This window comes from Yersinia artesiana (assembly GCF_902726545.1).
GTDB lineage: Bacteria > Pseudomonadota > Gammaproteobacteria > Enterobacterales > Enterobacteriaceae > Yersinia > Yersinia artesiana.
This window is the reverse complement of record NZ_CACVAD010000012.1, coordinates 90600-102804: the sequence shown is the minus strand read 5'-3', so window position 1 is coordinate 102804 and position 12205 is coordinate 90600. Positions and strand designations below refer to the sequence as shown.

The window sequence follows — 12205 nt, the reverse complement described above, 5'->3', positions numbered from 1 at the left end:
CCCTAAATAATTCGAGTTGCAGGAAGGCGGCCAACGCACATGCAGCTTGAAGTATGACGGGTATACACGCAATGCTGTGTGTAGTCTTTGCCTGTCACCTAAGACGGGCCTTTTTTTTATTATATTCTGTGTAATTAGAATAGCGTCTGTATTAGCCATGTCCATTTCCCTGAATCACCTCAATGACCAGCATAGCCACCAGAAAGAACAAAAAAAATCCGCAACCTAAGCTGCGGATAATAAATATATTGGCGAAAGTGCTATCTATCAGTGTTTGGTCTGTTGTGCCAGGCTCAACCAGGTTTGCACCACGGTATCTGGATTAAGAGACAAACTGTCAATCCCTTGTTCCATCAGCCATAACGCAAAATCCTCATGATCTGAAGGGCCTTGCCCGCAAATCCCGACATATTTCCCCTGACGTTTAGCGGCCTGAATAGCCATTGATAGCAATGCTTTAACGGCGTCATTACGCTCATCAAACAACTCAGACACCACACCAGAGTCCCGGTCCAGCCCCAGTGTTAGCTGAGTCATATCATTAGAACCGATGGAGAAACCGTCGAAATGCTCAAGGAATTGATCAGCTAATAAAGCATTAGATGGGATTTCGCACATCATAATGATTTTCAGGCCATTTTCGCCACGTTTAAGCCCCTGCCGAGCGAGTTCAGCCACGACCGCTTCAGCCTGCTCCACTGTCCGCACGAAAGGCACCATCACCTCAACGTTGGTCAGACCCATCACATTGCGGACCCGCTTAACCGCCTCACACTCCAATGCAAAGCAGTCACGGAAGCTGTCTGCGACATAACGCCCCGCCCCACGGAAGCCCAGCATCGGGTTCTCTTCATGGGGTTCATAGGCTTCTCCGCCGACCAAATTGGCATACTCATTAGATTTAAAATCTGACAAGCGCACAATCACACGCTTAGGCCAAAATGCCGCACCCAGAGTAGAAATTCCTTCGGTCAAACGGCCGACATAAAACTCAACCGGGTCGTCATAACCATTCATTAACGCTTTGATCTCTGCTTGAATCGCAGGCGGCTGAGTATCAAGCTCCAACAGTGCTTTAGGATGCACCCCAATCATGCGGTTGATGATAAATTCTAACCGCGCCAACCCAACACCTTCATTCGGCAAGCGGGCAAAATCAAAAGCCCGATCCGGATTGCCGACATTCATCATAATTTTCAAAGGCAAATCAGGTAATTCTGTCACCTGTGAGCTTTGAATAGAGAAGTCGAGCAACTCATGATAAACATAGCCGGTATCCCCTTCAGCACAGGAAACCGTCACATTCTGCCCTTCTTTCAGAATATCAGTGGCATTACCACACCCCACTACCGCCGGAATGCCCAACTCACGCGCAATAATGGCGGCATGACAGGTTCGCCCACCACGGTTAGTGACGATAGCCGATGCCTTTTTCATGATAGGTTCCCAATCAGGGTCAGTCATGTCTGTTACCAGCACATCACCGGCCTGAATTCTATCCATCTCGCTAATATCATGAATGACCTTGACTGGCCCTGCGCCAATGCGATGCCCGATAGCACGGCCTTCCACCAGCACATTACTTTGATTATTGAGCTGATAGCGTTCCATCACCTGTTCGTTGGAACGCACGGTTTCCGGACGTGCCTGCACGATAAACAGCTTACCGGTATGGCCGTCTTTCGCCCATTCGATATCCATCGGGCGGCCATAGTGTTCTTCAATCAATAAAGCCTGATGGGCCAGAGCTTCAACTTCATCATCACTGAGGGCGAAACGATTGCGTTGTGCTTCTGGCACATCTTCAATTCGGACTTGTTTACCGTGGTCCTGGTTTTCGGCATAGACCATACGAATTTTTTTCGACCCCATATTGCGGCGGACTATCGCGGGTTTTCCCTTACGCAGCGTGGGTTTATGTACATAAAATTCGTCAGGATTTACCGCGCCCTGCACCACCATTTCACCCAAACCATGGGCCGCAGTGATAAAGACCACTTGATCAAAACCCGATTCGGTATCGATGGTGAACATGACACCCGATGCGGCGAGATCTGAGCGCACCATGCGCTGAACCCCCGCAGACAGCGCTACGCCGCGATGGTCGTACCCCTGATGCACACGATAAGAAATGGCTCGATCATTAAACAGTGAGGCGAAGACATGCTTGATGGCAATCATCACCGCATCAATGCCTTGCACATTGAGGAAGGTTTCCTGCTGCCCGGCAAAAGAGGCATCCGGCATATCTTCGGCAGTCGCTGAAGAACGCACGGCAAATGACGCTTGTGGATCATCCGCTAACTGCTGATAAGCATCGTGAATTGATTGTTCGAACTCGGGATGGAATGGCGTTTCAATCACCCATTGACGAATCTGCGCGCCGGCTTTAGCTAACGCCGCAATATCATCAACATCGGTTTGATCCAACAGTTGATAAATGCGGTTATTAACGCCGCTTTGCTCCAGAAAATCGTTAAACGCCTGAGCGGTGGTGGCAAAACCATTGGGCACCGAAACACCCAGTTCAGAAAGATGGGTTATCATTTCACCCAGGGAGGCATTTTTGCCGCCAACCCTTTCAACATCGTGCATGCCAAGCTGGTTGTACCAAAGCACATTACACAGATTTAGGCCATTGTTGGACATCGAAACAATCCTTTTTACATTGTCATTAATTACGGACGATCAGTAGGGTACATCTAGCCAAAGTCATCGACGTCGCTGCTGAGTTAGCTGCGGTGTCAATGACGAAAGGTACATTTCAGACTAGCACAATCATCCATAGCCCATAGACAGGTGAATCGATCAACCCAACAAGAAAAATGTTTTTCAGGCTATTCTGACAGCAAACCCTTTACCGATAAGCCGAATAAGGCACACTGATGGGGTTAAGCAGTGGTATAAATCGGCCAGAAAATGACTCAGGAGTCAGCGTGGAAAGAAGCGTTTTTTATATTTCAGATGGGACGGCCATCACGGCCGAAGTGCTCGGTCATGCCGTTTTATCTCAGTTTCCAGTTAAAGCGACGACTTTCACGCTGCCGTTTGTCGAAAGTGCGGCGCGTGCTCAAGAAGTGTGTGAAAAGATTAATACAATATACCGCGAAACCGGTGTCAGGCCGTTGGTTTTCTATTCAATAATCAGCCCTGAAGTTCGGGAACTCATTCAGCATAGTGAAGGATTCTGTCAGGATATCGTGCAAGCACTGGTGGCCCCACTTCAGGGTGAACTGGGCGTCTCCCCACAACCGGTACTCAATCGCACCCACGGTTTAACCGAAAGCAATCTGGGTAAATATGACGCGCGCATCGCCGCCATTGATTATGCATTAGCGCATGATGACGGTATTTCTCTGCGTAACCTCGACCAGGCTCAGGTGATTTTATTGGGCGTTTCCCGCTGCGGCAAAACCCCAACCAGCCTGTATCTGGCTATGCAATTTGGTATTCGTGCGGCCAATTACCCTTTTATCGCCGATGACATGGATAACCTGCAACTTCCTGCTGCGCTGAAGCCCTTTCAGCATAAGTTGTTTGGCTTAACAATTAATCCTGAGCGACTGGCGGCTATTCGAGAAGAGCGCCGTGAAAATAGTCGCTACGCGTCGCTGCGCCAATGCCGCATGGAAGTCGGCGAAGTAGAAGCCCTGTTTCGTAAGCACCAGATTCGCTATCTGAATTCTACCAACTACTCCGTTGAAGAGATCTCGACCAAAATTCTCGATATTTTGGGCATGAGTCGGCGGATGTTCTGATTATCCCTTTCGTCCTTGAGTCGCAGGGGTTGGCTTGCTGCCTACCTGCGACTCTGATTACTTGGGTATAAACATTTCCAAGAGTGATAATTAAGGCTTATTTCATCAAAATTTCTATGAATCATGACGCGAGCAGTTGAATTCATCTATTTTTGGTTTATTGTGATCGCCATCACTTCCCGGTATTCCTGCCGCAGAGAAGAACAGATTTAGAGAATTTTCATGCACAAAACTGATGAACTGCGGACCGCGCGCATCGATAGCTTAGTGACGCCACAACAATTGGCAGAAAAGTTACCGATTTCCGAGGCTGTCGCTGATAACGTGACAGCGTCACGTAAACGAATTGAAAAAATACTCACCGGTGAAGATTCGCGCCTGCTGGTGGTCGTCGGCCCTTGTTCGATTCACGACCTGGATGCTGCAATCGATTATGCAAAGCGATTGAATGTATTACGTATTCGCTACCAGGATCGTCTTGAAATCGTCATGCGCACCTATTTCGAAAAGCCGCGTACCGTGGTGGGCTGGAAAGGGTTGATTTCAGATCCCGCGCTTGATGGCTCATGTCAGGTCAATTTGGGGATTGAAATGGCGCGCCGGTTGCTATTGGCGGTTAATGAGTTAGGTCTGCCTACCGCTACCGAATTCCTCGATATGGTGACCGGCCAATATATTGCCGACCTGATTAGTTGGGGCGCGATTGGCGCGCGGACGACTGAAAGCCAGATCCATCGTGAAATGGCCTCAGCCCTCTCCTGCCCGGTTGGTTTCAAAAATGGCACCGACGGTAATACCCGCATTGCTATTGATGCTATCCGTGCGGCACAAGCCAGTCATATGTTTTTATCACCGGACAAAACCGGTCAAATGACGATTTATCAAACCAGTGGCAATCCACATGGGCATATCATTATGCGCGGCGGAAAGACACCAAATTATGGTGCATCTGACATCGCCGCAGCTTGTGATAGCTTGCGTGAATTTGATTTACCCGAACATCTGGTGGTAGATTTCAGCCACGGCAATTGCCAGAAGATGCATCGTCGTCAGTTAGAGGTCGCCGCTGACATCGGTCAGCAGATCCGCGCGGGATCCACCGCTATCGTCGGGGTGATGGCAGAAAGTTTCCTGGTTGAAGGCACACAGAAAATTGTTGCGGGTCAGCCACTAACCTATGGGCAATCCATTACTGATCCTTGCCTGAATTGGGCGGATACTGAACAGTTGCTCAGTTTACTGGCGGATGCTGTCAGCAGCCGGTTTAACTAGTATTAACTTCATTTAAAATCAGTGATGGCGTGGCTTTTCGCTAACGGCCTATTCCATCACTGAGCTAAATGCATCAAACCACTTCCATTCACACCTCCTCGCCTTATTCCTGCCCAAATGATTCAGCATACAAATGACTAATGAAAAACAAGAGATTGGAATAACAACTAATTGAGTTGAGGGTTGAAATCAATTCCATATGGGGATGATAATCATTATCAACTTGATCATGATATCAACTCAAAGAAAGTATCTTATGTATAAAGCAACAGATCGAACTCAACACGCAATCGACCAGACACTTTCCTCTTTGCCACTTTCCTGTATTAACAGCCAACAATTGCTTGGACAACATGAAGTTGTCGTCATCAATCACCAGGGCCAACTTTATTACTTACGCCAGACCAAAGCAGGGAAACTGATACTGACTAAATAATCGGAATCAGCCCCTGATTAAAAACCATTGCCCCGACGCCAGCCACCTAACGCTCACTACTCAGGCAGCCAGCAATCCATTGATTATATTAAACAATATATGGAGAGCTGTTTATGCCTCGTTTTTTTCGTTTATCTTCATGCAGTCTGGCTATGACTTTGGCGCTGCCGTCGATAGCCATCGCCAGTTCCCCTTCGCAGGATCATCATGACACACTAAAGGTAACTGGCACTCGTACTGCATCCGACAGTTTCAAACACCCCGGAGTTCTGACCGTCATTGATGCTTCGATGCCACAAAAGCAAACCGCCACCACTGCCGGTGAAATGCTACAACACATACCAGGGGTCACGGTTACCGGGGCCGGCCGTACCAATGGGCAGAACGTCAATATCAGAGGTTATGATCAATATGGCGTACTGATACTCATTGATGGTATTCGTCAGGGAATTAAAGGCGTGCATTTTAATGGTACCTTCCTTGATCCCGCGTTAATAAAAAAAGTCAGTGTTATTCGCAGCCCATCAACCTCACTATTTGGTAGCGGAGCCTTGGGGGGCGTTATTGCCTACCAGACCGTTGATGCTGCTGATTTACTGGCAAAAGATCAAAATTTCGGATTTCGTGTCAGTGGCTTCGGTGCTACGGGTTATCACAGCACTGGCTTGGGGATGTCAGTGTTTGGCCGCACAGAGGATTTGGATGGCATCTTTGCATTCAGTAAACGAAAGGTTGGCAATATTTATCACGGCAATGGCTCTGAGGCACCGAACGCTGAAGCTATCAACAACCTGATGCTTAAGACCACCGCCTACCTTTCTGACAGCCAATCGTTAACTACTGCCCTGCGCTATTTTAATAACCGCGCCCTGGAACCCCGCATGGCCAATCAGAGTGCGCCGAATCCAAAGATGAATATCAACCCGATGATGAATCGTTCCACCATGCAACGTGATGCTGAGCTGACCTATCGCCTGCAACCGCAACACCTTGATTGGCTGGATGCCACCGCCCAGCTTTACTACACCGAAATTAATGTCAGCGATGATGTGCGTAGTGAAGGTTACGGTAGCCGCAAACAGGTTACCCGTGGGATAAAACTGGAAAATCGCAGCCAACTGCTTACCCATAGCCCGGCGGCTCATCTATTAACTTACGGTGTTGAAAGCTACCAGCAACAGCAAATTCCCAAAGGCGTTATTCGCAGTTTTCCACCTGCTGAAATCAGTTTCTCCGCCGGTTGGCTGCAAAATGAGCTGACCTTACGTGACCTGCCAGTCACTTTGCTAGCGGGTACGCGTTTTGACCGCTATAAAAACAGCCGTGAGGGCTTTGCAGATAGAGAGGCTAAAAATTGGTCATCGCGCGGTGCGGTCACCGTCAATCCCACTGATTGGCTGATGTTATTTGGTGCCTACAGTCAGGCATTCCGCACCCCGACATTGGCGGAGCTTTATAACAATTCAAACCATTTTGCATTTAATTATTGGAGGCCAAACCCAAATTTAAAGCCAGAACATAACGTCACTCGTGAAGCCGGTTTTGGTTTTCAATTCGATGATCTGTTGGCAGACAGCGATTCAATGAAATTGAAAGCCAGTTATTTTCATATTGATGCCAAAGATCGTATTACCACTGAAGTTACCTCCAGCTTCATCGGCTACTCAACTTATATCAATATCCCGCGCAGCAAAAGTTGGGGCTGGGATGCCTCACTGGAATACCAAAACAATTGGTTTGACTGGAGTCTGGTCTATAACCGCACCCGTGGCATCAACCTTGATACCCGCAAATTTATCAACAGCATCAACCCCGACACGGTCACCAGCAGGCTGAATGTGCCTGTTGCTAACAGTGGGTTGAGCACCGGCTGGATAGTCACCATGGCAGAAAATACTAAATTCATGAAAGATAACGATGCCCAAAACTCATCACGCCAACCCAATAAACCGCAAGCCGGTTATACCGTGCATGATTTTTATCTCAGCTATCGCGGGCAAGGTAGGTTCAAAAGCGTCACCACCACCGCGGTACTGGGTAACGCCTTTAATAAAGCCTATTACTCACCACAAGCAATCCCACAAGACGGACGTAATGCCAAGTTACTGATCAGCTACCAGTGGTGATATTTCATCTGCCTGATTGTGGTGATAGGTTAAAAAATAATCATAATTAAATGGCTCTATGGAACCCTGCCATCGCACACCCGCTATGGCACTACATGATAAAGGAATAAATAAATGGAAATGACACTGCCTCAACAATACATCAACACGAAGCAAGCTCATCCAGAATTGACCTCGCGGGATTTCGCACAAAGGCTCAATATCAGTGAGGCGGAATTGGCCTATGCCCGTGTGGGGGAAGATGCCGAGCGGCTGGATATCAGTGCCCCCCTGTTGTTGACTGAGTTGGCAACTGTTGGCGTCACTTGCTCGGTGACCTCCAACCCACATGCAGTACACCAGCAGATGGGCGAGTATCGAAACCTACGGCAGCATGGTCATCTGGGGTTACTCCTTAACCCGCGCGCACTGGATTTAAGACTGTTTTTCCGCCACTGGAGCTCTGTTTTCAGCCTGCGCGAAACCACAGCACAGGGTGAACAATTAAGCATTCAATGTTTTGATTTTCAAGGCAATGCCATTCATCAAATCTATTGCACAACAGAGACAAATCAGGTTGCCTGGCAGGCATTGGTCGCAAAATATCGCATGAGCGATAATCCTGCGCTGGAATTAACGCCTGTCGGGGAACAGCCCAACAACGAGTCAGCTATCGACGGTTCCATCATTGATACCGAATGGCGCAAAATGAATGATATTCATCAATTTTTTATGTTACTAAAACGCCATAACATTAGCCGTCAACAAGCCTTTCGCGCGGTTGACGATGACCTGGCGTATCAAGTCGATAATCAAGCTGTAATACACATACTCAAGGCAGCACAAGCCGGTCAGAATGAAATTATGCTGTTCGTGGGTAACAATGGCTGTATGCAGATATTCACCGGTACTATTGAACAATTTGCAACCTCAGCGGAGCAGCAATCCTCGGAAAGTCAGTGGGTTAACGTAAGTCACCCGCGCTTTAATTTGCAGCTAAACCAGCAGGCCATCGCAGAAAGTTGGGTAACACGCAAACCAACCAAGGACGGTTTTGTCTCAAGCCTGGAACTACTTGATGAGCACGGGAAGCATATCTTGCAAATCTTTGGTCAGCGCAGCGAAGGCCAGCCGGAGCAAACTCAATGGCATCAGCAACTGGCTGAGTTGCCCCCCATAGAGCGCGCGGTATGAATAAATGGGGCGCGGCATTGAGATTTGTCATTTCACTTGCATTTGTTATTTCAATGAATGGTATTGCTACACCGCGCATTGTGACCATTGGCGGCGATGTCTCTGGAATCACCTATGCACTCGGTGTCGGTGACCTTATCGTGGGGCGGGATAGCACCAGCCTGAACCCTGAGGCATTGAAAGCGCTACCTGATGTGGGCTATATGCGCCTGCTCAATGCTGAAGGTATCCTGGCTTTAAAACCTACCTTGATTTTAAGCAGTAAACGCGCCGAGCCATCAAGGGTACTGAGACAAGTGACGGCGTACGGGGCCAAGCTTATCTATGTACCCGCCGATAAATCGCCGCAAGCCGTAATCGATAAGATACGGTTGATTGCCACCACAGTCAGTCAGGAAGAAAAAGGCCAGCAGTTGATACAGCATTATCAACAACAGTTGGCTACGGTGGTATCAAGCCCGCTACCGGTGAAAGCATTGTTTGTCATGATTCATGCTGGGATTCCCCCGTTGGCTGCGGGTTTAGATACCGCTGCTGATAGCATGTTCAAGGCGGCAGGGCTTAAAAATGCAATTGAGGAATTCAGTGGATATCGCCCGCTATCACAAGAAGGGATTATCGACAGTGCCCCTGATTTACTCATCGTGACCACCCATGGTGTGACATCACTCCAGGGGGTAGAGAATGTCTGGCGGTTGCCGGGACTGGCTCTCACACCGGCGGGTAAGCAAAAACGGCTGCTGGTGCTGGATGATATTGCCTTGCTGGGGTTTGGCTTACAGACCCCAGATGTTCTTAAGCAACTGCGTGCGGCGGCTGAATCAAACTGATGTGAAGACGCGCTGAAGAGTGATGGCGGCGGGGACACAAATCCCGCCCCTCATACCGATTAACTGGAGCAAGAAATTTCCAGATGTTTCCCCCAATCCGGTGGCAATGCCGCTAAGTCATTGAATTCAGGTTGATCGGCAAAAGGTTGCTGCAAAGCCTGATGTAAACGCTGTAACGGCTGAATATCATCTTTTTCTGCATGGTCAATGGCAAGCTGCGCCAAGTAATTGCGTAATATATATTTAGGATTCGCCGCTTTCATAGCTTGCTGACGCTGCGCATCATCAATTTGCTCTTGCTGCAAACGTGCCCGATAACGGCGATACCAACTGTCAAAAGACGCTCTGTCGATAAAATCATCTCGCAACGGCGATGACGCGGAGTGTATCTCCACTTCACTTAACCAGCGGAAGGTTCGGGTATAATCTCGCCCTTCTTTGATCATCAAACTCAATAACCCGGTCAATAAATCATTATCCTGACTATCACGCTCGGAAAATCCTAATTTAGCGCGCATTTGCTGACCGTAAGCCACCATTAACTCTGGTTCATAAGCTTCCAGCGCCTGTTGTAATTGCGCCGTTGAGAGTAAACCGGACAGGGCTTGCCCCAGCCGATGCAGATTCCATAGCGCAACCGCAGGCTGATTATCGAAAGCATAACGCCCTTGGTGGTCGGAGTGATTGCAGATATAACCGGGCACATAATCATCCAGAAAACCGAATGGGCCATAATCCATGGTAATGCCAAGTATCGACATATTGTCGGTATTCATCACACCATGCGCAAAACCGATGGTTTGCCAATGCGCCATTAACCGCGCCGTGCGCTTAACCACATCAGTAAACCATAGCAAGTAACACTCCTCTTGCCCGACCCACTGCGGCCAGTGCCGTGCGATAATATAATCAGCGAGTTGTTTGACTTGGGCCGGTTGCTGTCGGTAGTAAAAATGCTCGAAATGACCAAAACGCACATGGCTTTCAGCCACACGCAAAAGCATAGCCCCCCTCTCTGCTTGTTCGCGATAAACCGGATGGTCGCTGGTCACTATCGTCAACGCACGGCTGGTAGGAACCCCTAAATGGTGCAGTGCTTCAGAGGCCAAAAATTCGCGCACCACGGAGCGCAATACCGCACGCCCATCCCCCATACGGGAATAAGGTGTTAAACCGGCACCTTTCAAATGCCAGTCCATATGGCGACCATCACTGAGTTTTTGTTCCCCCAGTAAAATGCCGCGCCCATCGCCAAGTTGCCCAGCCCACTGACCAAACTGGTGCCCGCTATACACTTGTGCCAAAGGTTCCATACCCGGCAACAGCATTTCACCTGCCCATACTGCGGCTTTCGGGCCACTGAACCAACTGCTATCAAGTTCCAGTTCCCTGGCAAGCGGCTCGCTGTGATAGAGCAGGCGCGCCCCTTTTAGCGGTGTCGGCTGCAAATGCGTATAAAAACCACTCAATTGCTGCCCATAGCTGTGACTAAATTGTGGTGAGTTATCATTCATACCCATTAGCGCATGACCTCCGCCAACCAATGGCGAACTTGCAACAATTCAGCTTGTGATTCAGGAAAATCACCGCTTAATTGCAAACAAACCGCATCAATAGCAGCAGGACGATATTCCACCCCTTGTAATCGTTCAGCAAGTGCTTCCAGCGGAGCTGGATTTAAGCTGTCAGTAAATATTTGGCAGCGGTCAATGGCACCGTGCAACACATCAAAATGTAGTTCAATGCCGCCCCAGACAAAGCGAGTATCGACAAGATGGCTAAACGCAGGCGCCTGACCAAAGTTCCACTCCCAACTACTTTGCTTAGCGAATTGTTCGGCGAAACCGGGTAAGTCTGGCAATGCTTGTGGCGAGATGATTTCAGCGGGAACTTTTTCATCGTAATAATTGAAGAACGCCTGCTCAACAGCAGCACAGATTTTTTCGTGGTTAATTCCCGGTAACAGTTCAACCAGGTTAGTCACACGCGACCGTACTGACGTGATGCCTTTGGCTTGCAGCTTTTTCGGGTCGGGATTGAGGTAATCCGCAAGGCGATTGAGGTCAGCATTGAGCAATAACGTCCCATGATGAAAACCACGATCTTTGGTTTCTTTATAAGCGGAGCCGGAAACTTTGCGCTCACCATCATCCTTCACCACCACCAAGTCATTCCGACCCGATGCCGTCGCCTGAATACCAAGCGATGCCAAAGCATTCAGAATAATTTGAGTTGATACCGTTTTATCGTACTCTGGTTTACCGGCCATAAAGGTAAAACAGGTATTGCCTAGATCATGGAATACCGCCCCGCCGCCACTACTACGCCGAGCCAACTTCACGCCATCTTGCTCCATACGCCGGGTATTACACTCTTTCCAAGGATTCTGAGCGCGGCCGATCACCACGGTATTTGCATTACGCCATAGAAACAGAACCCGTTGATCCGGCGACATTTGGCGGAAAATACACTCTTCCACCGCCAGATTGAACCAGGGATCATAAGAATCAGAAATGAATAACCGAAGGGATGACATAAACGCGGCTCCGAACCAAAATAAGCAGTCACTAAGATAACATAACCAGCATAGATATCTTTAGGTTCGGCCTA

General features: G+C 48.7%; 9 protein-coding genes. 6 read left to right on the top strand and 3 right to left on the bottom strand.

Annotation, left to right across the window (positions count from 1 at the left end; all coding sequences use genetic code 11):
* Nucleotides 1-267: 267 nt before the first annotated feature.
* Entirely contained in the window at nt 268-2649 is a 2382-nt protein-coding gene (gene ppsA / locus HU019_RS05900; RefSeq protein ID WP_174847608.1) for a phosphoenolpyruvate synthase, read from the bottom strand.
* Nucleotides 2650-2936: 287 nt separating this feature from the next.
* On the opposite strand from ppsA, the gene ppsR reads away from it, so the two are divergent.
* The 6 genes from ppsR (at nt 2937) to HU019_RS05870 (ending at nt 9595) form a co-directional block, all read left to right on the top strand.
* The gene (ppsR, locus tag HU019_RS05895; protein WP_174847607.1) at nt 2937-3758 is read left to right on the top strand and encodes a posphoenolpyruvate synthetase regulatory kinase/phosphorylase PpsR; all 822 of its coding nucleotides are present in this window, start codon (nt 2937-2939) and stop codon (nt 3756-3758) included.
* Nucleotides 3759-3980: 222 nt separating this feature from the next.
* Nucleotides 3981-5030: a 3-deoxy-7-phosphoheptulonate synthase gene (locus tag HU019_RS05890; protein WP_019079312.1), complete on the top strand. Its 1050-nt coding sequence runs from the start codon at nt 3981-3983 to the stop codon at nt 5028-5030.
* Between the two features lie 256 nt (nt 5031-5286).
* Nucleotides 5287-5466: a hemin uptake protein HemP gene (gene hemP, locus HU019_RS05885; RefSeq protein WP_174847606.1), complete on the top strand. Its 180-nt coding sequence runs from the start codon at nt 5287-5289 to the stop codon at nt 5464-5466.
* Between the two features lie 113 nt (nt 5467-5579).
* Nucleotides 5580-7592, top strand: coding sequence for a TonB-dependent hemoglobin/transferrin/lactoferrin family receptor (locus tag HU019_RS05880; RefSeq protein ID WP_174847605.1), 2013 nt, complete (start codon nt 5580-5582; stop codon nt 7590-7592).
* A 114-nt stretch (nt 7593-7706) separates the two neighbouring features.
* Nucleotides 7707-8765 carry a hemin-degrading factor gene (locus tag HU019_RS05875; RefSeq protein ID WP_174847604.1) on the top strand — a complete coding sequence of 353 codons (1059 nt, stop codon included), beginning with the start codon at nt 7707-7709 and terminating at the stop codon, nt 8763-8765.
* On the top strand, nt 8762-9595 hold the full coding sequence (locus HU019_RS05870; protein ID WP_174847603.1) for a heme/hemin ABC transporter substrate-binding protein: 834 nt from the start codon (nt 8762-8764) through the stop codon (nt 9593-9595). The genes HU019_RS05875 and HU019_RS05870 overlap by 4 nt, the downstream gene beginning before the upstream one ends.
* A gap of 59 nt (nt 9596-9654) precedes the next feature.
* Here HU019_RS05870 and HU019_RS05865 read toward each other — a convergent pair whose 3' ends face one another.
* Both HU019_RS05865 and HU019_RS05860 read right to left on the bottom strand, forming a co-directional pair.
* Entirely contained in the window at nt 9655-11115 is a 1461-nt protein-coding gene (locus HU019_RS05865; protein ID WP_174847602.1) for a protein adenylyltransferase SelO, read from the bottom strand.
* The gene (locus HU019_RS05860; RefSeq protein ID WP_174847601.1) at nt 11115-12131 is read right to left on the bottom strand and encodes a lipoate--protein ligase A; all 1017 of its coding nucleotides are present in this window, start codon (nt 12129-12131) and stop codon (nt 11115-11117) included. The genes HU019_RS05865 and HU019_RS05860 overlap by 1 nt, the downstream gene beginning before the upstream one ends.
* Between the last annotated feature and the right edge of the window lie 74 nt (nt 12132-12205).